This window comes from Arthrobacter sp. S2(2024) (genome assembly GCF_036662515.1).
In the GTDB taxonomy this organism is placed as follows: Bacteria; Actinomycetota; Actinomycetes; order Actinomycetales; family Micrococcaceae; genus Arthrobacter.
The window spans coordinates 1-23,026 of the sequence record NZ_JAYKZI010000013.1 but is presented as its reverse complement, the minus strand read 5'-3'; the positions used below and the strand labels follow the sequence as shown (position 1 = coordinate 23,026).

Sequence of the window (23,026 nt, the reverse complement as noted above, 5' to 3'; positions counted from 1 at the left end):
TGCGCCTAGCCGGAGGGGCGGTAGGGGCGGAATTTGTGCCCGGAATTGCCCAAGAATCGAATGCGCAGGGATTTCTTGTGCGGAATCGAAAAATGTGAGAGATTCACATTGATCACATTTGCATCACTACTAACTTTAGTAACACTGGCAACAGCGGCATCCCCAACAGCCGCTGCTGAGATGAGGATTGCTCCCATGACGACGCCCAGCTCGCACAAGAAGACAACGAGCATGCCCATAATTGCGGCCACCACAGCGGCGCTGCCCGCCGTCATGCTCTCTTCATTGGCACTCGCCCAGCCGGCAACAGCGCTTCCGGCGGTACAAAGCCAGAAGATTACCGCATCGCTGACCGCGGCCATGCGGGCCCAGGCAGCGGCAGTGTCCGCAAACGTCATCCCTGCCTCCGCGGTTGCCGCAACCATCCCGGCTGTCATGCAGCCCATGGCACCGGCGGCTCCGGCCACCTACACCATCGTCCGGGGCGATACCATCAGCGGCATCGCTGCCCGCTACGGGCTGAACACCAACACTGTCCTGCAGCTCAACGGCCTCTCGGGCAACACCATCATCTACCCGGGACAGCAGATCAAGCTGACCGGTTCGGTACCGGCTCCAAGTGCGCCGGCACCCGCACCCAGCCCGGCATCCGGCCCGGCGTCGTCGTCGACTGCCAGCTACACAGTGGTGCCCGGTGACACCCTGGGCGGCATTGCCGCCCGCCACGGCGTGGCACTGTCCGACGTCTTCACTTGGAACGGCCTCAACGGCCGGTCCATCATCTACCCGGGACAGAAGATCAAGGTCGGCCCCGGAACGAACGCACCAGCTCCCGCCACACCGGCTCCGGCCGCACTGGTCCCCGCTTCCGCTCCGGCGGCTCCGGCAGCGCCTGCACTTGCCAACACCGGCTCGTACACCATCAAGTCAGGTGACACTTTGGGCGGTATCGCGTCCCGCCTTGGGGTGTCCCTGTCGTCTCTTCTCTCGGCGAACAAGCTGTCCATGAGCACCATCATTTATCCCGGGCAGAAGCTAGCCATCCCGGGCGCTCCTGCGGCCTCGGCTCCGGCCCCTGCTCCGGTCAGCGCCCCCTTGGTTCCGAGCACATTCCTGGGCTACACCTACCCCGAGGCAGTGGTCAGTTCAGCCAACGCGAACAAGGCCCTGCTCAATGCGTCCCCGGTCCCCAGCACCGCCCAGATGAAGGGGATCGTCGCCGATACTGCGCGTCGGATGGGAGTGGACCCGTCCTTGGCCATGGCGTTCGCCTTCCAGGAATCCGGCTTCAACCAGCGTGCGGTCTCCCCCGCCAACGCCATCGGCACGATGCAAGTGATCCCCTCCTCGGGTGAATGGGCTTCCCAATTGGTGGGACGCAAGCTCAACATCCTCGACCCGTATGACAACGTGACCGCCGGCGTCGCCATCATCCGGGCGCTCGTCAACACGAGCAAGGACCTGAATACGGCCATCGCAGGCTACTACCAGGGCCAGTACTCGGTGAGCAAGCACGGCATGTACGACGACACCAAGGCCTACGTCGCCTCGATCCTGGCCCTCAAGAAGAACTTCAGCTAACTCGCGGCGCACAACACGGGCCCGGATCGCATGTCGATTCGGGCCCGTGTTTTTGCTCAACTAGGATCGTAGGGTGCAGGAACAAGTTTCGGACCAACTCCTCGGATCCCTCGTGGACGGGCGCTATCTGGTGCGATCGCGCCTCGCGAACGGCGGAATGTCAACCGTCTATCTCGCCACCGACGAACGGCTCGACCGCGACGTGGCGCTCAAAGTGCTGCATCCGCACCTGGCCAATGACCAAAACTTCCTCGACCGTTTGCAGCGCGAGGCCCGGGCCGCGGCGAGCCTTTCCCACCCGCACGTCGTAGGCGTCCTCGACCAAGGACAGGACGGCCACATTGCATACATCGTCATGGAGTACATCAAAGGCCATACTCTGCGCGATGTCCTCAACGAGAAGGCGGCGCTTCCGCCCCGGCTTGCCTTTGCACTGATCGACCCCGTCATCGAAGGGCTCGCGGCCGCCCACGCGGCAGGGCTGATCCACCGCGACGTGAAACCCGAGAACGTCCTGATCGCCGACGACGGCCGCATCAAGGTGGGCGACTTCGGCCTGGCCCGGGCCGTCACGGCGACAACCAGCACCGGCGCCCTGATCGGCACGGTCGCATATCTGGCTCCCGAGCTCGTCCTCGGCAAAGCCGCCGATGCCCGGAGCGACATCTACTCCACCGGCATCATGCTTTACGAAATGCTTACCGGCGGGCAACCTTATGCCGGCGACGTCCCCATCCAGGTTGCCTACCAGCACGTCAACGCGGCCGTCGCCCCGCCGTCGCTAGCAGTCCCCGGCCTTGCCGCGGACGTGGACGAACTCGTCCAGTGGTGCACCGCGAAGGATCCTGAAGAGCGTCCTGTGGACGGTTCGGCGCTCTTGTCTGAACTGCGGCACATCCGCACAACCTTGAGCGACGCGCAACTGGATATCAACCCGCCGGCCGCAAAGGCGGCAACGCCGGAAGGACAACAAGACGCGGCCGGGGCAACCGCGGTAGTCGCCCCTTTCCCTGCCGAACGTACGGAGCCCCTGGAACGGATAGGCCGCCCGACGGAGATCATCTCAAGCCAGCGCAATCCCACCACGGTGCTTCCGCCGTCGGGATTCTCTGCTGGCGCCCCGGCTTTCGACATCCAAGTGCCACAGGACCGCGAACCCCTGGATCCGGCGGAAGCCCCGCCCAGCAAACGCGACATCAAGCGCATGGAGCGCCAGGAAGAAAAGGACCGCGCCCGGGCGGCGGCTACGCCGTCGCGCTCTTTGCGGGAAGGCAACCCACGCCGCCGGGCTGTGATCTGGACAATTGTCGTGATTGTCCTGGCGATCCTGGCCACAGCGGCGGGCTGGTTCTTCGGCATGGGGCCCGGCTCGCCCGGAACCATACCGGACACCAAGAACAAGACCGTTGCCGAGGCACAACAGCTCCTAAGAACCGCGGGCTTCCAGTCCGAGCCAAAAGACGTGTTCGACGACGACGTCACTGCAGGGTTGGCGGTTGGAACGGAACCCGCGTCCGGCCAGGTAGTCAGGAAGTTCCAAGCGGTGTCGCTCTTCGTCTCGAAGGGTCCACAGTTGTTTCCGCTTGCCGCGATGACCGGACTGACACTCGACCAGGCAAAGAATGCCCTTGGCGTGGCGGGGATGACGCTCGGCAAAGTCACCGAGCAGTATGACGACAAAGTGCCTTTGGGCACCGTCATCTCCCAGTCCCCGGCCCAGGACACCGCAGTCCGCCACGGCACTCCGGTGGCACTGGTGGTTTCCAAGGGACCGCAGCCCCTCCCTGTACCGGATGTCCGGGGCATGACCCAGCAAGCCGCCGTCAAAGCGATCAGCGACGCCGGATTGACCGCCAAAATTGCGCCGGAACCCGTCAACGACAAGAAGGTCCCCGCGGGTGCCGTGGTCAGCGAGGCCCCTGCCAACGGCACCCTGATCCGCGGCGACTCCGTCACCCTGACCCTGTCCAAGGGTCCGAAGATGGTACACGTCCCGAACTTCATTGGCAAGCAGGCCGATGCCGCCCGCAAAGCCTTGGAGTCCCTCGGATTCGAGGTCAAGATCAACAACATCCTGGGCGGCTTTTTCGGCACTGTCCGGGACCAGAACCCCGTGGACAGCGATGCACCGGAGGGCTCCGTGGTCACCTTGACCGTCGTATAGGACCACCGCATACAGGAAAGGCGATCCGGAACCGTTCCGGATCGCCTTTCCTGTCTTGGGGCCGCTGTTTGACCACCGCTTGGTGGGGCCTAGCGCTTGGTGAGGGCTCCAGCCACGAGGAATGCCATCTCGAGGGACTGCATGTGGTTCAGGCGGGGATCGCACACTGACTCGTAGCGGTCCAGGAAGGCGTCCTGGTCAATGGGATCGGCGCCGCCAAGGCATTCGGCGACGTCGTCGCCCGTCATTTCCATGTGCAGGCCACCGGGTACCGTGCCCAGGGCGTGGTGGACTTCGAAGAACCCGCGGACTTCGTCCACGACGTCGTCGAAGTTGCGGGTCTTGTACCCGTTGGGCGAGGTGACAGTGTTCCCGTGCATGGGATCCGTGACCCAGAGAACCTGGGCGCCGGAGGCAGTGACCTTCTCGACGACGGCGGGCAGCTTCTCGCGGATGTTCTTGGAGCCCATCCGCGTGATGAAGGTGAGGCGGCCAGGCTCGCGGTTCGGGTCCAGCTTGTCAATGAGCCGCAACGCGTCGTCTCCGGAAGTCCCGGGACCGAGCTTGACGCCGATCGGATTGCGCACGCGGGACAGGAAGTCCACATGCGCATGGTCGAGCTCACGGGTGCGTTCACCGATCCAGAGGAAGTGTCCGGAGGTGTCGTAGGGAAGTCCCGTGCGGGAGTCGATGCGCGTCAGGGCACGCTCGTAGTCCAGCAGCAATGCCTCGTGGCTCGCGAAGAATTCCACGCGCTTGAGTGCTTCGAAATCGGCGCCGCAGGACGCCATGAACTTGATCGCACGGTCGATGTCACGCGCCAAGGACTCGTAGCGGGCGTGGGCGGGGTTTTCGGTGAAGCCCTTGTTCCACAGGTGCACCAGGCGAAGATCAGCGAAGCCGCCCTGCGTGAATGCGCGGATGAGGTTCAGTGTGGAAGCCGAGGTGTGGTAGGCCTTCAGCATGCGACTGGCGTCGTGGGCGCGGGACTCCGGGGTGAAATCGTAGCCGTTGACGATGTCGCCGCGGTACGCAGGCAAGGTCACGCCGTCGCGGGTTTCCTCGTTCGACGAGCGGGGCTTGGCGAACTGGCCGGCCATGCGGCCCATCTTGATGACGGGCATCGCCGCGCCATAGGTAAGGACAACGGCCATCTGCAGGATGGTGCGGACCCGGGCGCTGATCTTGTCAGCTGTGGCGTCCTCGAAAGTCTCGGCGCAGTCGCCGCCCTGAAGCAGGAATGCCTTGCCTTGGGCTGCCGCGGCCAGACGCTCGCGCAAAATGTCGACTTCGCCCGCGAAAACCAGCGGCGGAAGCACGGAGAGTTCCTTGACGGAGGCGTCGAAGACGCCCCGGTCGGTCCAGGTGGGTTGCTGCGAGATCGGCAGCTGGCGCCAATCGTCCAAGCCGGGATAGTTTGCCGCGCGGCTTTGCGCGGTGCTGGTCAGGGGGCTGCCCAGGGAACTGGTCAGGGGGCCGGTCACGGACGATGCGGGGTTCGCGGATAGCTCAGTCACTCTCCAAGACTAGTTGCCTTGCCCGCTGTTCGGGGCACGGCTTCCGTAACCCTTATTCGGCGTCCGTCACACTTTCCCGGTCACTGCGCTGCCGTCACCGTCAGGCCCTGAACCGTTGCCGGGCGGACGGCCGCTTTCTTGCCCGCCGTCGGCCGGATTCGCTTCGCTTCCGTTCGCGGGCTCCGGAAGCTGCCCGGCCAGCCGCTGCTTGACGACGGCGGCATATTCGTCCACGTATTCCTGCCCCGAGAGCCGCATGAGTTCGTACATGATTTGGTCGGTCACGGCGCGCTGAACGGAATGGTCTTCCTCTTGGCCGTAATACTGGCTGAAGTCCAATGGTTGCCCGAAAATGATCCCTATCCTGCGGATGTTGGGCAAACGCTTGCCGATGGGTTGCACCTTTTCCGTGCCGATCATCGCCACGGGAACAACGGGCACGCGGGTTTGGAGCGCAAGTTTGGCGACCCCCACTTTGCCCCGGTAGAGCCTCGCATCGGGGCTGCGGGTGCCTTCCGGGTAGATACCCAGCAGGCCACCGTCGGCCAGGACGTCCCTGCCGGCCTGCAAGGACAACTCGGACGCGGCCCCGCCCGATCGGTCCATTGGCAACTGGTTGGTGAGCCTGAAGAACATCGCCGTAAGCCTGCCTTTGAGCCCCGTACCCGTGAAGTACTCGGACTTGGCAAGGAAACTGACGCGCCGGGGCACCATCACCGGCATGAAGATCGAGTCCGAAAAGGACAAATGGTTGGAAGCGAGAATCGCTGCGCCGTCCTGCGGAACGTTGTCGAGGCCCTTGACCCAGGGGCGGAACAGCAATGTGAGAAGCGGACCCAAAAAGATCCGTTTCATGACCCAATAGAACACTTTGGTTCCTCTCCGGGGCGGCGTCTGCAAGGCGTCCGGACGGTCCCGGCCCGCATTCAGAAGCCACCCTACTCCAGTGAGAAATGTCCCGAACAGTGACACGATGGACTCATCACGGAAAGCAGTGCCGCCAACAGAGTAGCCTCGGAGTCATCATGAACACTCTCCCCGATCCCTCGCCATATGCCAGCGACTTCACCGGTAGTGGACCCAGCATCGGCGTCGTGATGAGCCACGGCTTCACGGGCAGCCCGCACAGCATGCGCCCTTGGGCCGAGTATCTGGCCGCCGAAGGCTACGCCGTCCGCCTCCCTCGGCTTCCGGGCCATGGGACCACGTGGCAGGATATGGCCACCCGGCACTGGCAGGAGTGGCACCATGCGGTGGATGCGGCGTACCTCGAGCTCCAGGCCGAGTGCGATTTCGTGTTCGCCGCCGGCTTGTCGATGGGTGGGACATTGGCTCTGCGGATCGCGGCTACGCGGCCGGTCGCCGGTACCGTCGTCGTCAATCCGGGGCTGGTGATCGATGATCCGCGCGCAGCCGTGGTCGGCATCCTCAAGCACGTCATGAAGTCCACCCCGGCCATTGCCAACGACATCCTCAAACCCGGCATGGACGAGGGTGCATACCCCAGGACGCCGGTCGCAGCCGCCCATGAATTGAAAAAGATGTACAAGGACACCATTAGCCTGCTCCCCCGGATTTCCGCGCCGGTGCGCGTGTTCCGTTCCTCCGTGGACCACGTGGTTTCGGAACGGAGCATCAAGCAGTTGAAGGAGCGGGTCACCGCTTCGATGGAGTTCAGCACCTTGGAGAACAGCTACCACGTGGCCACGCTGGACAACGACGCCCTGGAGATTTTCCGGGGCTCGGCCGAGTTCATCAGGAAAACCATGGCAGGGCTGACAAGCAGTTCCGCCCGGGCCACACCGTCCGGCACCGAGCTCCGGGATTCACCCCATGAATAGGCCAGGGCCCGATTCCCCCGACCAGAGTGCCAACAAGGACGACGACGCCGTCTGGCTCGATTTGGTAGCCAGGCTTGAGTCGATGCCTTCCTCCGCCCTGGACGAGGCGCCCACCGCCGAGGAGACTGGCAGCGATTCCGGAACGGATCCGGGTCCAGGTCCGGAGGAGGTTCCGGGCCGCTCCTCGTCCCGTTCCTTCCAAGACTTCGACCCGCTTGGATTGTCCAAAAGGGGCGCTGCGGAAGAACCCGCGGGCAGCGGGGAGCCCGGTCCGCGCGACTACGAGGTCGAGGACGGGAACGGCTTCGTCCCGGAGGACCCGCCGAGCCTCGCCGGTACCGAACCGCTGACCATGCTCGCGTGGATCGGAGCCGTGGGCGGCCCGCTTGCCCTGCTGTTCACCGCGATGTTCTGGCGCTCGGCGCCGCTCCTTGCCGTGATGGGCATCCTGGCGATCTTCCTGGCCTCCGTGGTGTACCTCATCATGAAGCTGCCGCAGGAAAAAGACGAGAACGACGACGGCGCCCGCGTCTAAGGGGACTGCCGCACCGCGCATCCCCTCGCGGCTGATCCCGTACTAGCCGTGTGCCCTGCCGCTGACCCGGGACAGGTCGGCAGCGCCGATCATCCCGGCCCGCGGTCCCAATGCGGCAAGCTTGATCGCAGCCGCGGGACGGAAACCGCGGCCGGTGAGGTTCCGGGCGAATGCTGTCCGTGCAGGGCCCACAAGAAGCTCCCCGGCATCGCACAGCCCACCGCCAATGACGAACGTCCCTGGGTCGAGCGCAGCCGCCAGGTTCGCCAGTCCGAGCCCCAGCCAATGCCCCACTTCTTCCAGGAGCTCCCTCGAAGCGGAGTCTCCGGCTTTTGCCCGCTCCGTCACGGTAACCCCCGTGATGTTCTCGGCGGAGCCTCCGGCAGCCTTGAGCAATTCGTAGGCAACCGGTGAATTCCGGAGGGCAAGCTCCCGGGCTTCCCTGCCGAGCGCGTTACCGGAGGCATATTGCTCCCAGCATCCGCGGTTGCCGCACTCGCAGCGATGCCCGCCGGGAACCACGATCTGGTGGCCGAACTCCCCCGCCACACCGAATCGCCCACGTTCCACTCGGCCGTCCATGACCATGGCGCCACCGATGCCGGTGCCGAGCGTGATGCAGACGAGGCGGCTCTCCCCAAGACCGGCCCCAAAGCGCCATTCAGCCCAGGCGGCAGCATCGGCGTCGTTGGTGACAAGTACCGGGCGCCTCAGCAGGCTCTGAAGGTTCTCGCGCAGCGGCTCGTTACGCCAGGCGAGATGCGGGCTGAACAGCACCGTGCCGCCGTCGAGATCCATCCAACCGGCGGCGCCGATCCCCACGGAGGCAATCCGGTGGCTTCTCCCCAATTCCTGGACAAGCTCGACGATCACCTGCTCTACTGCCCGGGCGTCATTGCCGGGCGTGGAGCGCCGCGCTTCCTCGATCACCCGGCCCGAAGGATCCACGACTCCCGCTGCCACCTTTGTGCCGCCGATGTCGATCCCGATCGCCAGTCCCCTGCGGCCGAGATGGGAACGGCGCGCGGCCCACGGCACGGACTCCCAGCGCAGGCCGCCGTGCGTGGAGCCGGGGCGCCGGCCGGTTGCGGCCGAACCGGACCAGGAAATCTTCCGAACTCTTGCCGGGACCTGTTCGTTGGATGAATTCAGTGGCATGTCGCCATCCTATTCCGAGCGCCGCATATGTACTGACATGTCGGCGGTACGGACGGAACGCCCATACGCCTGCATTGGCGGAATCCCACGCTTCACGTAAAGTTACTCATCAGTAACTTGAGTAAGGTGAATTGCGACACACCCATTACTTGGCCATATAGAGTTAGAGCAGCCCCGTAATGGTCTGTTGATATCGAAGGAGCTATCGTGCGTGAATTCAGTGTTCCGCCCCTGGTGAATGTTGCCCCCGAAACCAACATCACGGACCTCGTGGTTCGTCAGGCCGCCGTACCATCAAACCCGGCCTTGTTTGCCAAGCTCAACAGCGCCGGCCAATGGCAGGACATCCGGGCAACCGACTTCCTCAAGGATGTAACGGCCCTGGCCAAAGGCCTGATCGCCAAGGGCGTCGGTGTGGGCGACCGCGTGGGCATCATGTCCAGGACCCGTTATGAATGGTCCCTCGTGGACTTCGCCATCTGGTTTGCGGGCGGCATTTCCGTGCCGATCTATGAAACCTCGTCGCCGTCGCAAGTGGCCTGGAACCTCGGCGACTCCGGCGCTGTCGCCGCATTCGCCGAATCCGCGCACCACGAGGACGTCATCCGCCAGGCCGTCACGGCCGAAGGCCTCAGCTCTGTCGCCCATGTCTGGCAGCTCGAAGGCGGAGGACTTGACGCGCTCCGCAGTGCCGGCAGCGGCGTCAGCGACGAGGAACTCGAGGCGCGCCGCAGCAGCGCCGTGCTGGCCGATGTCGCCACGATCATCTACACCTCCGGCACCACGGGCCGCCCCAAGGGTTGCGAACTCACGCACGGCAACTTCGTGGAACTCTCGGAGAACGCGTTGGCCTCCCTCGGCGACGTCGTCAACGAGAACGCCAAGACCATCATGTTCCTCCCGCTCGCCCACGTCTTTGCCCGCTTCATCTCGGTCCTTGCCGTCGCCGCCGGTGCCCAGGTGGCGCACACGCCGGATATCAAGAACCTGCTGGCTGACCTGCAGAGCTTCCAGCCGTCCTTCATCCTGGCAGTTCCCCGCGTGTTCGAGAAGGTCTTCAACTCTGCCCTCACCAAGGCAGAGGACGGCGGCAAGGGCGCCATCTTCCACAAGGCAGTGGACACGGCGATCGCCTACTCCAAGGCGCAGCAGGAGGGATCCCTTGGCTTGGTGCTGAGGCTCAAGCACGCCGTCTTCGACCGTTTGGTGTACGGGAAGCTTCGCGCCGCAATGGGCGGCCACGTCAGCCATGCCGTCTCCGGTGGCGGCCCGCTCGGCGAACGGTTGGGCCATTTCTTCCACGGTATCGGCCTGCAGATCCTCGAGGGTTACGGCCTGACAGAGACCACTGCACCCATTTCAGTCAACACGCCGTCCTTGATCAAGATCGGCACCGTGGGGGCCCCGCTCCCCGGCAACGCGGTCAGGATTGCCGACGACGGCGAAATCCTCGCCAAGGGCGTCTGCGTCATGAAGGGCTACTTCAAGCGGGATGACCTCGCCGCGGAAACCTTCGTGGACGGGTGGTTCCGCACGGGTGACATCGGCGAACTGGACGAACAGGGTTTCCTGAAGATCACAGGCCGCAAGAAGGAAATCATCGTCACAGCGAGCGGCAAGAACGTCGTACCGGCCCTGCTGGAGGACCAGATCCGTGCTGACGCGCTGGTGTCCCAAGTCCTTGTCATCGGCGACAACCGGCCCTTTATCGGCGCGCTGGTCACCCTCGACGAGGAAGCGCTGCCGGGCTGGCTGGAGCGCCACGGCCTTCCCGCGTCAACTACGACGACGGCTGCCGCGGACAACGCCCTCGTCCGGGCAGCGGTCCAGGAACTGATCAGCCACGCGAACCAGTCCGTCTCGCATGCGGAAGCGATCAAGTCGTTCCGGATCGTTCCGTCCGACTTCACCGAGGCCTCAGGCCACCTCACGCCGTCGTTGAAGGTCAAGCGCGCCCAGGTCATGAAAGACTTCGACGCCGTGATCGAGGAAATGTACTCGGCGCCCAAGGCATCCTGACGGGCCGCACCCGACGCATCGGTCAAAGCAACAAAGGAAGGTCCCGGGCTTGACAGCCCGGGACCTTCCTTTGTTGCGTGCTCCGCGGAGGAGCGGGCTGCTACTCGACCACGATCAGCAGATCGCCGCCCTGGACCTGCTCGACGTTGTTGATGGCGAGGCGCGAGACCGTGCCGGCTACCGGCGTCGTGATGGATGCCTCCATCTTCATCGCCTCAATGGTGGCGACCGTGTCGCCGGCCTTGACGGCGTCGCCTGCTTTGACGGTCAGGGTCACGGCACCGGCGAACGGCGCTGCTACCTGGCCGGGCTGGGACGCATCCGCTTTCTCCGCGGCCTTCACGTTGCTGACAACGGACTTGTCGCGAACCACCACCGGGCGTGACTGGCCGTTGAGCTTGCACATGACGGTGCGCATGCCCTTTTCGTCGGGCTCCGAGACTGCTTCCAGGGAGGCGATCAGGCGCACGCCTTTTTCGAGCTCCATGACGTGTTCGGCACCGAGCTGGAGGCCGTACAGGTAGTCGCGGGTATCAAGTACCGACAAATTGCCGTAGGTGTCCACGCTCTTGAGGTAGTCCTTTGTGGGGCCCTCGAACAGCAGCCGGTTCAGGGTCCTCTGGCGGGACTTGGAATCGCCCTTGAGCGCAGCACTGTCTTCGGCGCTCAGTTCGACGTCGCGGACCTTGATGCTGCGGCCCTGGAGCGCCTTGGTGCGGAACGGCTCCGGCCATCCTCCGGGAGGATCTCCCAATTCGCCCGACAGGAAGCCGATGACGGAGTCCGGGATGTCGTAGTTCTGTGGGTTTTCGTTGAAGTCCGCAGGATCGGCGTGGATTCCCACGAGGTGCAGCGCGAGATCGCCGACGACCTTGGACGACGGCGTCACCTTGACCAAGCGGCCCAAAATGCGGTCCGCGGCGGTGTACATGTCCTCAATGGCCTCGAAACGCTCGCCAAGGCCCAGCGCGATGGCCTGCTGGCGCAGGTTGGACAGCTGGCCGCCCGGGATTTCGTGCTGGTACACCCGGCCGGTGGGACCGGGAAGCCCGGACTCGAACGGCGCGTAGACCCTGCGGACCGCTTCCCAGTAGGGCTCCAGGGAGCTGACACTGGCCAGGCTGAGCCCGGTGTCGCGCGGGGTATGTGCCAGGGCAGCCACAAGCGCCGACGCCGACGGCTGGCTCGTCGTACCGGCCAGGGAGGCTGATGCGACATCGACGGCGTCCACGCCGGCTTCCACGGCAGCCAACAAGGTGGCCAGTTGGCCGCCTGCGGTGTCGTGCGTGTGCAGGTGGACCGGAAGATCGAAGCGTTCACGCAAGGCGCTGACAAGCTTGGCTGCGGCCGCCGGGCGGAGCAGTCCGGCCATGTCCTTGATGGCGAGGATGTGCGCACCGGCGTCGACGATCTTCTGGGCGAGGTCCAGGTAGTAGTCGAGGGTGTACAGGTTCTCGTTCGGGTCGAGGAGATCGCCGGTGTAGCAGAGTGCAACCTCCGCTACTGCTGTGCCCGTGGCCCGCACCGCGCGGATGGCCGGAGCCATCTGGTTGACGTCGTTGAGGGCGTCGAAGATGCGGAAGATGTCGATGCCCGTTGCCGCGGCCTCGTTGACGAACGCCTCGGTGACTTCCTCGGGGTAGGGCGTGTACCCGACCGTGTTGCGGCCACGGAGCAGCATCTGAAGGCAGACATTCGGGAGGGCCTTGCGCAGGGCGGCCAACCGGTCCCAAGGATCCTCGCCGAGGAAGCGCAGGGCGACGTCGTAGGTGGCACCACCCCAGGCTTCGACCGAGAGCAGTTCGGGCAGAAGGGCGGAGACCGCGGGACCGGCCGCGACCAGGTCGCGGGTACGGACACGGGTTGCGAGGAGCGACTGGTGGGCATCGCGGAAGGTGGTGTCCGTGACGGCCACGGCCTGCTGCTCGCGCAGCGCCTTCGCAAAGCCTTCCGGGCCCAACTCCTGCAGCCTCTGGCGCGAGCCGGCCGGTGCAACGGTCCCGGCAATCGACGGGAGCTTGGCTGCGGGGTCCGAGTGGACCTTGAGTTCGCCGTTGGGCTTGTTGACCGTCACATCGGCCAGCCAGGTCAGGAGCTTGGTTCCGCGGTCAGCGGAGACGTGGGACTTCAGCAGTTCGGGGCGCTTGTCGATGAAGTCGGTCGCCACGTTGCCGGCAATGAAGTCCGGATCGGCCAGGACGGCCTGGAGGAAGGGGATGTTGGTGGACACGCCACGGATCCGGAACTCGGCCAGGCCGCGCCGGGCGCGGGCCACTGCGGCCGGGTAGTCGCGTCCGCGGCAGGTCAGCTTGACCAGCATGGAGTCGAAGTGGGGGCTGATTTCGGCACCCGAGTAGACCGTGCCGCCGTCGAGACGGACGCCGGCGCCGCCCGCGGAACGGTAGCCGGTGATCCTTCCGACGTCGGGCCGGAATCCGTTGGCGGGATCTTCCGTGGTGATGCGGCACTGCAGGGCTGCACCCTTGATGAATACCGTCTCCTGGCTCAAGCCGAGGTCTGCGAGGGTCTCCCCCGAGGCGATGCGCATCTGCGCCTGGACGAGGTCCACGTCAGTGATTTCCTCGGTGACCGTGTGCTCAACCTGGATGCGCGGGTTCATCTCGATGAAGACGTGCTGGCCGGCGCGTTCGCCCTCGGTGTCCACCAGGAACTCGACTGTTCCGGCGTTGACGTAGTTCAGGGCCTTCGCGAAAGCCACGGCATCCCGGTACAGGGCCTGGCGGATGGACTCGTCCAGGTTGGGGGCCGGAGCGATTTCCACGACTTTCTGGTGGCGGCGCTGCAGGGAGCAGTCGCGCTCGAAGAGGTGCATGACATTGCCCTCGGCATCGGCCAGGATCTGGACCTCGATGTGGCGGGGACGCAGAACTGCCTGCTCGAGGAACATCGTGGGATCGCCGAATGCAGCGTCCGCCTCGCGCATGGCCGACTGGAGTGCCTCCGGAAGGTCCTCACGGGTCTCCACCCGGCGCATGCCGCGGCCACCGCCACCGGCGACGGCCTTGGCAAAGATCGGGAATCCGATCTGGTCCGCCGCGGCGATGAGTTCGTCGACGTCGCGGGACGGTGCGCTGGACTTCAGGACCGGCACACCGGCTTTGCGGGCGGCCTCGAGTGCGGCTACCTTGTTGCCGGCAAGCTCAAGCACCTCCGCGGGCGGGCCCACAAACGTGATGCCGGCGTCTTGCGCCGCCCGGGCGAGGTCCGGGTTTTCGGACAGGAATCCGTAGCCCGGGTAGATTGCGTCTGCACCCGCTTCCTTGGCGACACGGACAATCTCGTCCACGTCAAGGTACGCACGGACCGGATGGCCTTCCTGGCCGATCAGATAAGCCTCATCAGCCTTCTGCCGGTGGATCGAATTGCGATCCTCATACGGGAAGACCGCTACGGTCTTGGCGCCGAGTTCGTAGCCAGCGCGGAAGGCCCTGATCGCGATTTCGCCGCGATTAGCCACCAGAATCTTGGAAAACATGCTTCTCCTGCATCATTGCGGGTGTAACGGTCGGTGGTCACAGTGTGTAAGACCTCCATACCCAAACACAAATCTTTGTGGTGACAGTCACACAGGAATTCGTCACGAGCAGTGTACCTTCGCGCACGATGCAGTTTCACGTGCTAATAAGCCAGCGAAGTAATAGTCCGCCAAAGCCGCTCCGGGCCGATAAGGCAGGAATCTGTTGCCACTCAACATATGATGTTGAAGGGCAGCGGCAGGGCCCCGGTTCCGGCAAGGCCGGAACACAAGCACCGCGACACGGCAACCGGCGTTAGGTTTTGGGTTTTCAAGTGCAAGTAGTCAGCATCAGCAGCCTCAAAGGCGGCGTGGGCAAGACATCCGTAACCACTGGGTTGGCCTCGGCCGCACTGGCCGCAGGGATCCCCACCCTTGTCGTGGACCTGGATCCCCACGCCGACGCCACTACGGCCCTCGGCGTCCAGGCCGGCGACCAGCTCGACATTGGCCGCATGCTGAAGAACCCCCGCAAGGCGAGACTCTTGGACAACGTGGTCAGCAGCGGCTGGGTTGACCACCCCCGCGGCAACGGCGGCGGGACGGCCCTCGACGTCGCCGTCGGATCCGCCTACACCGGAATCTACGACCGGCCGGATCTTGGGCGCCGCGATCTCCGCCGCCTGACTGCTGTCCTTGCCCCGGCCGAAAAGTACGAGCTGGTACTCGTCGACTGCCCGCCGTCCCTCAACGGCCTCACCCGCATGGCCTGGAGCGCGAGTGACCGCGTGGTCCTTGTTGCCGAACCAGGGCTCTTCTCGGTGGCCGGCACGGAACGCACCATGCGCGCCATCCAATTGTTCCGCCAGGAGTTCGCTCCCCAGCTGGCTCCTGCAGGGATCGTTGCCAACAGGGTCCGTCCCGCCTCGTCCGAGCACACGTTCCGGCTCGCCGAGATGGAATCGATGTTCGGCGAGCTGTTGCTGGCACCGCATATTCCGGAGCAGGCGAATTGGCAGCAAATCCAGGGGGCCGCCCACGCCGTGCACCACTGGCCTGGCGACTCGGCGAAGAACACCGCCAAGCTGTTCGACTCGCTCCTGGAGAACATGTTGTCCTCAAACAACGGCACGCGGGAACGCCGTAAGCGCTGAGCGGCTCTGCGAGCCAGAAGCCACCCCCTTCGAAAAAGGATGAAGCCGCCTTCCTGTCGGAAGGCGGCTTCATTGGTCTTCAGTGGCCGCTGGCGGCAATCCCGACGGCGGTTCAGCCGGTGCGGCGGGCGGAACGGCGCTTGCTGAGTTCGTCGTCCGGAAAGGGCTGTTCTACCGCGTGTTCGCTCGGGAGCGCAGCTAGGCTGCCTTCGACTTCGCGCCAGACGCGGCCCACTGCGATGCCGAATACGCCCTGGCCGCCTTGCACCAGGTCAATGACCTCGTCCGCTGAAGTGCATTCATAGACACTCGCGCCATCGCTCATGAGCGTGATTTGCGCCAGGTCTTCCACTCCGCGTTCGCGCAAGTGTTCGACGGCCGTGCGGATCTGTTGGAGGGACACGCCTGTGTCCAGGAGCCGCTTGACGACTTTGAGAACCAGGATGTCCCGGAAGCCATAGAGCCGCTGCGATCCGGAACCGGCGGCTCCCCGCACGGCGGGTTCAACAAGGCCTGTGCGTGCCCAGTAATCCAGCTGGCGGTAGGTAATCCCCGCCGCCTTGCACGCGGTGGGACCACGGTAGCCGGCATCTTCATCCAGGACCGGAAGGTCCTCGGTGAAAAGCAGACCCTGGGCACCGCTTGCGGGTACAGCAACGCCTGTCGAGGCCTGCTTTAGCTCGCCTGCTTCGCCTTTGGGACTCACGTGACCCTCCTTGTCAGAAGTTCCCTTGGGGATGGTGCATACGGGGGCAACACGAAAGGGGAAATGCACTCGTGTAATTTCAACGCGTCCGCACCTTTCAGTGTGACTTGCGCGCGACCTGTATGCAACGGGAACTTGATATCTTCGACGTTAGGCGTGCGGGAGCCTTAGGTCAAAGACGTCCGGGCATTTTCAGATCGTGTCGAAACTTTCACCCTCAACTTTAACCTTAGGCTACCTTCAGCCTTCGAAATCCTCGGGCTCTACGTCGTCCAGGAACTCCCGGAAGCGGCGCAATTCCCGTTCCTCGTCAACTTCGGGGCCCGGCTCGGTGTCTTCGCCTTCGTCGTGTTCGGTGATCCGGACGCCGGCTTCTTCCATGACGGCGTCGGCACACCAGATGCGGCATTTCGCCCGCAAGGCAAGCGCCAGCGCATCGGAAGCGCGGGAACTCACTACGGTGCCGTCGTCGAACTGGAGTTGGCCGTAGAAGATGTTGTCCTCGACCGCGACGATGTTCACGCTGATGATCGTGTGGCCGAGTGCTTCAACGACGTCGATCATCAGATCGTGGGTCATCGGCCGGGGCGGCACCACGCCTTGCTGGGCCAGGGCGATAGCGCTTGCTTCGGGCGTGCCGATCCAAATAGGGACATGGCGTTCCCCGTGCATCTCACGGAGGAGGACCAGAGGCTGGTTTGAAGGCAGTTCAATCCGCACTCCAACGATCTCGACCTCAATCATCATGCGTCCATACGGGAGATACGGTCCTGCACCAAGGCTCGATGCAGGCTGAGGCAGAGTTCGCTGATTTCCCGGGCGGCTTCAGCAGCCCTGGATTGCGATGCCGCGTCCTTGCGGGACGTCAGAGGAGCGACGACGCGCTCCACCAAGCCGAATTCGCGCTCGGCCGCGGCCTGGAACGGACGGAGGTGCCGCGGCTCAAGTCCGTGGCTTTCAAGTTGGACGCAGGCACGCGCCACTTGAAGGGCGTGTTCGTCGAATTTGCCGTTGACGTGGCTGATGAGCCCGTAACTGAGGAGGGACTGCAAGAGCGGGACGCTGGCCCCGGATTCCGTCCGCAACTGTTCCTCGCTCAGGGCGCGTGCGCGGCCCTGCAGCTCGGCCGCAAGTTCGTCCGAGACAATCCGTGGGGACACCGACACGCCCGGCGGGAGGTTTTCGGGACGCTCGCCACGGTCGATCGCGTCAAGGTAGTCCTTGATGACCTTCAGGGGCAGGTACTGGTCACGCTGGAGGGCCAGCACGAAGCGGAGGCGCTCGACGTCGCTTTCGGCGTATTGCCGGTACCCGGCAGGAGTGCGCTTCGGATTGATCAGTCCCTTTTCCTCAAGAAAACGGATCTTGGACGCCGTCATGGTGGGAAAATCGTCGCTGAGTTGGGCGAGGACCTCCCCGATGTTGAGGACCTGCGGTCCTCGCCGTTCCGGCTGGGGCAGTGCCACAGGCGTACCCGGAATCAGTCTTGGCCTGCTGCGCGGGCAGGGCTCAGGTAGTAGGTGAGGCGGAACTTCCCGATCTGGACCTCGCTGCCGTTCTTGAGCAGGACGTTGTCCACCCGGTCCTGGTTGACGTAGGTGCCATTGAGGCTTCCGGTGTCCACCACTTCGAAGCCCTCGGGGGTACGCACGAACTCCACGTGCTTGCGCGAAACCGTCACGTCATCCAGGAAGATGTCCGCATCCGGGTGGCGGCCAGCGGTGGTGGTGTCGGAGTCCAGAAGGAACCGCGCGCCGGCATTCGGGCCGGTGTGCGCAATCAGCAAGGCCGATCCAGGAGGCAATGCCTGGACCGCGGCGCGCTCCTCGGCGGCCAGCGGCGGACGGGCATCCGGCTCGTGGTGGCGCACGGGCGTGAGCTGGATTGAGGTGGTCTCCGAGGTTGGCTGTTCTACAGCACCGTGCTCGTCCCGGGCGTGGTTCCGCTTGCCGCCAACCATGGAAATCCTCCTCATCCGCCGGCAGTTGACAAAACTGCCGGTTACGCAACTGCCCGGTTCCCCCGGGCCAAACAGGTCGCTGGCCCGCCGCCGTCGCTCCCGGCGTTCCGGGGAGAACCGACTTGGCGGGCCAGATACCATTTAGCCTACCTGTTGTTCGTACTCTGATGCACTGAGAAGGGTCTCGATGGCGTCAGCTTCCGAAAGCTTTACCTCGAACAGCCAGCCGTCACCGTAGGGATCCGAGTTGATCAGGGCAGAGTCGGTGTCGAGAGCCTCGTTGCGGGAAATAATTTCGCCGCTGACCGGGGCATATATGTCGCTCACGCTCTTCGTGGATTCGACTTCACCCACGACGTCGTTGCCCTTCACGGTAGTGCCGGGCTCGGGCAGCTGGGCGTACACGACATCGCCGAGTGCATCCTGGGCGAAGTCCGTGATGCCGACGCGCACGACGCCGTCTGCATTCGGGGCACTGACCCATTCATGTTCGGCGGTGTAGGAAAGATCGGCAGGAATGTTGCTCATGAGTCGCCTTTCATCGGGACATTTCGGACCACGACGGCGGCCCGGTCATCCGGCCACCGCTGAAAGTATAAGCACATCCATGCCCCCTCCCCACAGGTGTCTGGAATGATTGGAAGCAGACTCGAGCCGCATAGTCCTGCAACGCCGTCGGAGGAGCGCGATCATGCCGGAACTGCCCGAAATCACCGCCTTGACCGACTTTCTGGACGAGCAACTGTCCGGGGCACGGCTCACGCAGTTCCATCTGCCATCGGCGTTCGCCCTGAAAATGGCGGATATTCCCCATGAATCGCTGATCGGGCGGACCGTCGAAGCGGTCGGCCGGCGGGGGAAATTCCTCGTTTTCGAGATGGTTGCCGTTTCCCAGGGCGCCAATGCGGAGCCCGCCTACTTGGTGGTCAGTTTTGCGAAGTCCGGCTGGCTATGGTTCGCCGACAACCAACCGGACACTGAAGCGACCGCGACAGCCGGCTACTTCGCCGCGCAATTGGGCTTTTCGAACAATGGCCACGATTACGACGTCACCCTTGCCGACACGGGCACCTGGAAGGGTTTGGCCCTCTTCATCGTTCGTCAGCCCGAGGAAGTCCATGGCATTGCCGAGCTCGGCCCGGATCCCCTCGATCCGGCCTTCGGATTGGAGCAGTTCAGCAGGCTTCTCACGAAGCGGCAGCAGGTCAAGGGGGTCCTGAAGAACCAGAAACTCATCGCGGGTATCGGGAATGCCTATAGCGACGAAATCCTCCACGCAGCGAAGTTGTCTCCGGTTGCCCACGCTTCGTCGCTGGAGCCGGAGGAGGTGGAGCGCCTCTTCACCACGATGAAGGACATACTCGCGGGAGCGGCCCGGGTATTCGCAGGCAAGCTGCCCGACGAACTGAAGCCCGCCAAGAAAGCCTCGATGCGCGTGCACGGCAGGACCGGAGAGCCGTGTCCGGTCTGCGGGGACACCGTACGGGAGGTGGCCTTCGTGGGGACTTCCCTGCAGTACTGTCCCACGTGCCAGACCAACGGCGAGATCCTGGCCAAACGCGGCAGCAGCGACGGCTCCTGAACCCCGGGGAAGCCCGCCACTGTCCTTGAAAAACAGGTGGCGGGCTTCCTTGCGGTTCGCCTAGGCGACCGGTGCCTCCTCAGGTTCGCGAACGACGTCGGGGGCTGCTTGCGGTGCGGAAGGGGACTGCGCCGCTCCCCCACGCCGGGCAGCCGCCGCGGCCGCGATCATGACGAGCAGTGCCGCTACGGTGATGGTGACTCCGCCCAGCCAGGCGCCGAGGGCGTTGCCCAGGTTGAAGGCGCCGATGTTCGCGCCGGAGGCGAGGGTGGGCGCGGTGGCGGCAAAGTGCATGACGCGCATCTGGAGACCCGGGACCGTAGCGAAGCCAAAGCCGCCCATGAGTGCCAGCGAGAACAGGGTGGCCGCGGGGATCGCGGCGGTGAGCGCGAAGAACACGAGCACCAGCGCCAGGCCCGCGAGGATGACCATGAGGGTTTTGTCGATGGATTTGTCGGCCGCTTTGCCGCCAGCGATATTGCCGACGAACAGCCCGGCCCCAAACAGGACGAGGAGCCACGGGACGGCGTGCGGATCGAATCCGGAGACCTCGGTCAGGGTGAAGGCGATGTAGGTGAAGGCGCCGAACATGCCGCCGAAGCCGAGAATCGTGACGACGATGGACAGCCACACCTGGCCGGACGTGAATGCACCAAGCTCGCTGCGGAGGCTGCTGGTCGCGGTCCCTTCCGTGGTGCGCGGGACCATGAGGGCGATGCCCATGAGCGCGACAACGCCGATGATGGTGATAGCCCAGAACGTGGACCGCCAGCCGAAGTTCTGGCCGAGGAACGTTCCGAAGGGCACGCCCAGCACATTGGCGGCGGTGAGGCCCGTGAACATGATGGCAATGGCCCCCGCCTTCTTGTGGGCCGGAACCAAACCGGCCGCCACCACTGAGCCGATACCGAAGAACGCGCCGTGGCAGAGGGCGGCGACAATGCGCCCTATCAGCATGGCCGGGTAGCTGTCCGCGATGGCGGAGAGGAAGTTGCCGGCGATGAACAGGACGAGGAGCCCGATGAGCACAGGCTTGCGGAGCAGGCGGGTGACGGCCGCTGTCACAAGGAGGGCGCCGACAACAACGCTGAGCGCATAGCCGGTGATGAACCAGCCGGCGGCCGCTTCACTGACTCCGAAGTCAGCGGCAATCTCGGGCAAGAGGCCCATGATGACAAACTCGGTCAAGCCAATGCCGAATCCGCCGAGGGCAAGGGCGATCAACCCTGCGGGCATGTTGTTGCTCCTTTGTGGGGATGGATTCCCGTGAGACTGGAAGTGCGCCGCCGAGAACCGTAGAATATTAGTTGCAGACGCTGCATACATAGTTGCACACGCCATGTAATTGCGCAAGCAACTACTTTGCGTGCGTCTGGATTCTTCATCAATCGGCAGGAGTTTCGGGAGACATGGGCATCAAGGACGACGCCGTTGAGGTGCGCGCGCAGGGGTGGCGGACTCTCGCCGCTCTGCACGGCAACATCGAGGCAGCACTGGAGAAAGCGCTGCAGTCCGCCGCGGATCTCTCGGTGGTCGAGTACACCGTGCTGGACGCTCTGAGCCGCCAGGATGGCTGGCACATGAGGATGCAGCAGCTCGCTAGGGCCACAGCACTGTCCAGCAGCGCGACGACGCGCTTGGTGAACCGGCTTGAAGACCGCGCACTGCTGACCAGGATCCTGTGCGCGGACGACCGGCGCGGCATCTACACGGAGCTTACCGAGGCCGGCCAGAAGCTGTTGCTGGCGGCTCGTCCGGTCCACGACGAAACCCTTGCGGAATCGCTGGCGGCCGCTGAATCGGTGCCGGAGCTCGAGCCGCTGGTGAAGGCGTTGGGGGCGCTGCAGGGGGTTTGAGGTTTGTTTCCCGTGCGGGGAGTCGCGAAACGACGAACCCCGCCGCTCCTCCAGTGGAACGGCGGGGTTTTGTTGTCTTTGGGACTGGGGTTGCCTTTGGGGGCGCGTCAGACCTTCTTGACCACGCTGGACTTGAGCTGCATGGGGCCGAAGCCGTCCACCTTGCAGTCGATGTCGTGATCCCCCACGCCGTTCACGAGGCGGATGTTGCGGACCTTGGTTCCGACCTTGATGGCCGTGGCGCTCCCCTTGATCTTGAGGTCCTTGATTACAGTGACCGTGTCCCCGTCCGCGAGCACATTGCCCACGGCGTCCTTAATCTCCGTGGACTCTGATGCCGCTTCATCAGACGCGACCGGCGACCATTCGTGGGCGCACTCGGGGCAAACCAGCAAGGCGCCCATCTCGTAGGTGTATTCGCTGGCGCATTCGGGGCAAGGGGGCAGGGTTTCACTCACCGTCCAATGATAGTTGGGGTCGGTCCAACACGTAGACGGCAGGGACAAACAGTGGAACCAAGACAGTAAGCGGTCTTCGAGCCGAGAGTACCTCCAACCCATTGGCCATAGTACGAGGACCGGTAATCCTTACTTGCAACGGATCTTGTTTCCATAAGCTGTGGTGGTCCAATCGGTTCCTTGCCAGGTACCAGGCCAGTCCATCACGAATTTAACGGCCGCGACACTCTTGATTCCGTGCTTCCAATAAGCCTTGTCAAAGCCGAAGCCTTGGTCACTGTCAGCGTCATACATACCTCGAGCGCAAACTGTGGTGAAACACAGATCTCAAAAAGGACCATTTAGAAAGCGCCCTCGGCGTCAAGCTACCCATGGAATTCCCCGCCAGGTTGTCCCCTGCTGCAAATTAAGTGCTCAAACACCTCAAAATGAGTGCCTTTTCACGAAAAATAGGCACAGGAGAGGGCCGGAGCCGTGAGGAGCAGCCGGCGCTTGAACGCGCTATCTCGATGGGAATGGCCGAACTCCTGCATCTGTCGCGGTCTGTGCCCATGGCCTTGGAAATGAGTACGCCTTCCTCGGAGTGCACCGGATTCTGCTGGATCATTCCGCACCTCGATGCATGCGCCATCCTGACCTTCTTTGGTTTGGGAAAGCGCTTGCGACACCGCGAGTCACGTCGTTTCAACGCCTTGGCCCGTCAAAGAAGGTCAGGACGGCATGTTCAGGTCGGGCGAGAATCTCGGGAACACCGTCGGATTCTGCTGGATCACTCTTTTCGCCGACGTTGCCGGACCCGTGATTTCGCGGGTCCGAAGTTTATCCATTCGAGTGATTGAGCAGAATCCGACATCCCAGCGCTGACGATCCCTTCAGATGAGCGGAGTCCCCGCACTCACTGCAACGGGTTATAGGACAAAACGTGTGTATGGATTGTGCCTGCTTCCCAGTGTTGGCGGGCGAATTTCGGGGTAGCTAAGCTTTGGAAGCTTAGGGTGGCTGGGGTGCTTGCATATCTCT

Annotated in this window: 20 protein-coding genes; 8 read left to right on the top strand and 12 right to left on the bottom strand. The window is 63.9% G+C overall.

Annotated features, from left to right (window positions below):
* Positions 1-5 precede the first annotated feature (5 nt).
* Positions 6-233, bottom strand: coding sequence for a hypothetical protein (locus VLA65_RS18505; protein ID WP_332603372.1), 228 nt, complete (start codon positions 231-233; stop codon positions 6-8).
* Between VLA65_RS18505 and VLA65_RS18500 the strand changes: the two genes are divergently transcribed.
* Complete coding sequence (locus VLA65_RS18500; RefSeq protein ID WP_332603342.1) at positions 196-1,581, top strand: LysM peptidoglycan-binding domain-containing protein; 1,386 nt, start codon at positions 196-198, stop codon at positions 1,579-1,581. The two genes, VLA65_RS18505 and VLA65_RS18500, sit on opposite strands and share 38 nt — an antisense overlap.
* Positions 1,582-1,654: 73 nt before the next feature.
* Positions 1,655-3,745, top strand: coding sequence for a Stk1 family PASTA domain-containing Ser/Thr kinase (gene pknB, locus VLA65_RS18495; RefSeq protein WP_332603341.1), 2,091 nt, complete (start codon positions 1,655-1,657; stop codon positions 3,743-3,745).
* Between the two features lie 89 nt (positions 3,746-3,834).
* Here pknB and VLA65_RS18490 read toward each other — a convergent pair whose 3' ends face one another.
* Entirely contained in the window at positions 3,835-5,262 is a 1,428-nt protein-coding gene (locus VLA65_RS18490; protein ID WP_442880331.1) for a class II 3-deoxy-7-phosphoheptulonate synthase, read from the bottom strand.
* A 66-nt stretch (positions 5,263-5,328) separates the two neighbouring features.
* Entirely contained in the window at positions 5,329-6,132 is an 804-nt protein-coding gene (locus VLA65_RS18485) for a lysophospholipid acyltransferase family protein (protein ID WP_059389157.1), read from the bottom strand.
* A 155-nt stretch (positions 6,133-6,287) separates the two neighbouring features.
* Here VLA65_RS18485 and VLA65_RS18480 point away from each other — a divergent pair, with 155 nt between their 5' ends.
* Together VLA65_RS18480 and VLA65_RS18475 are read left to right on the top strand one after the other, a co-directional pair.
* Positions 6,288-7,103, top strand: a complete 816-nt coding sequence (locus VLA65_RS18480) for an alpha/beta hydrolase (RefSeq protein WP_332603340.1) — start codon at positions 6,288-6,290, stop codon at positions 7,101-7,103.
* The gene (locus tag VLA65_RS18475) at positions 7,096-7,638 is read left to right on the top strand and encodes a hypothetical protein (protein ID WP_284991591.1); all 543 of its coding nucleotides are present in this window, start codon (positions 7,096-7,098) and stop codon (positions 7,636-7,638) included. Before VLA65_RS18480 ends, VLA65_RS18475 begins: the two co-directional genes overlap by 8 nt.
* A 42-nt stretch (positions 7,639-7,680) precedes the next feature.
* Here the strand turns inward: VLA65_RS18475 and VLA65_RS18470 are convergent, their stop codons facing one another.
* Positions 7,681-8,796: an ROK family glucokinase gene (locus VLA65_RS18470; RefSeq protein WP_284991592.1), complete on the bottom strand. Its 1,116-nt coding sequence runs from the start codon at positions 8,794-8,796 to the stop codon at positions 7,681-7,683.
* 207 nt (positions 8,797-9,003) lie between these two features.
* Here VLA65_RS18470 and VLA65_RS18465 point away from each other — a divergent pair, with 207 nt between their 5' ends.
* Entirely contained in the window at positions 9,004-10,815 is a 1,812-nt protein-coding gene (locus VLA65_RS18465) for an AMP-dependent synthetase/ligase (RefSeq protein WP_332603339.1), read from the top strand.
* 100 nt (positions 10,816-10,915) lie between these two features.
* Here VLA65_RS18465 and VLA65_RS18460 read toward each other — a convergent pair whose 3' ends face one another.
* On the bottom strand, positions 10,916-14,311 hold the full coding sequence (locus tag VLA65_RS18460; protein ID WP_332603338.1) for a pyruvate carboxylase: 3,396 nt from the start codon (positions 14,309-14,311) through the stop codon (positions 10,916-10,918).
* A 314-nt stretch (positions 14,312-14,625) separates the two neighbouring features.
* Here VLA65_RS18460 and VLA65_RS18455 point away from each other — a divergent pair, with 314 nt between their 5' ends.
* Positions 14,626-15,444, top strand: a complete 819-nt coding sequence (locus tag VLA65_RS18455) for a ParA family protein (protein ID WP_284991595.1) — start codon at positions 14,626-14,628, stop codon at positions 15,442-15,444.
* Between the two features lie 112 nt (positions 15,445-15,556).
* Here the strand turns inward: VLA65_RS18455 and VLA65_RS18450 are convergent, their stop codons facing one another.
* From VLA65_RS18450 to gcvH, 5 genes are all read right to left on the bottom strand, one after another.
* The gene (locus tag VLA65_RS18450; protein WP_059389160.1) at positions 15,557-16,150 is read right to left on the bottom strand and encodes a MerR family transcriptional regulator; all 594 of its coding nucleotides are present in this window, start codon (positions 16,148-16,150) and stop codon (positions 15,557-15,559) included.
* A 240-nt stretch (positions 16,151-16,390) separates the two neighbouring features.
* Entirely contained in the window at positions 16,391-16,894 is a 504-nt protein-coding gene (locus tag VLA65_RS18445; protein ID WP_059389161.1) for a bifunctional nuclease family protein, read from the bottom strand.
* On the bottom strand, positions 16,894-17,610 hold the full coding sequence (gene ftsR, locus VLA65_RS18440) for a transcriptional regulator FtsR (RefSeq protein WP_059389162.1): 717 nt from the start codon (positions 17,608-17,610) through the stop codon (positions 16,894-16,896). Before ftsR ends, VLA65_RS18445 begins: the two co-directional genes overlap by 1 nt.
* 20 nt (positions 17,611-17,630) lie before the next feature.
* Positions 17,631-18,110, bottom strand: coding sequence for an FHA domain-containing protein (locus VLA65_RS18435; protein WP_234753790.1), 480 nt, complete (start codon positions 18,108-18,110; stop codon positions 17,631-17,633).
* Between the two features lie 141 nt (positions 18,111-18,251).
* Positions 18,252-18,638 carry a glycine cleavage system protein GcvH gene (gcvH, locus tag VLA65_RS18430; RefSeq protein WP_284991596.1) on the bottom strand — a complete coding sequence of 129 codons (387 nt, stop codon included), beginning with the start codon at positions 18,636-18,638 and terminating at the stop codon, positions 18,252-18,254.
* Positions 18,639-18,801: 163 nt separating this feature from the next.
* Between gcvH and VLA65_RS18425 the strand changes: the two genes are divergently transcribed.
* Positions 18,802-19,692, top strand: a complete 891-nt coding sequence (locus VLA65_RS18425) for a DNA-formamidopyrimidine glycosylase family protein (protein WP_332603337.1) — start codon at positions 18,802-18,804, stop codon at positions 19,690-19,692.
* 60 nt (positions 19,693-19,752) lie between these two features.
* Here the strand turns inward: VLA65_RS18425 and VLA65_RS18420 are convergent, their stop codons facing one another.
* On the bottom strand, positions 19,753-20,928 hold the full coding sequence (locus VLA65_RS18420; RefSeq protein ID WP_332603336.1) for an MFS transporter: 1,176 nt from the start codon (positions 20,926-20,928) through the stop codon (positions 19,753-19,755).
* 173 nt (positions 20,929-21,101) lie between these two features.
* Here VLA65_RS18420 and VLA65_RS18415 point away from each other — a divergent pair, with 173 nt between their 5' ends.
* Positions 21,102-21,548, top strand: coding sequence for a MarR family winged helix-turn-helix transcriptional regulator (locus VLA65_RS18415; RefSeq protein ID WP_307055631.1), 447 nt, complete (start codon positions 21,102-21,104; stop codon positions 21,546-21,548).
* 107 nt (positions 21,549-21,655) lie between these two features.
* On the opposite strand, the gene VLA65_RS18410 is transcribed toward VLA65_RS18415, so the two are convergent.
* Complete coding sequence (locus VLA65_RS18410) at positions 21,656-22,006, bottom strand: zinc ribbon domain-containing protein YjdM (RefSeq protein WP_332603335.1); 351 nt, start codon at positions 22,004-22,006, stop codon at positions 21,656-21,658.
* Positions 22,007-23,026 lie beyond the last annotated feature (1,020 nt).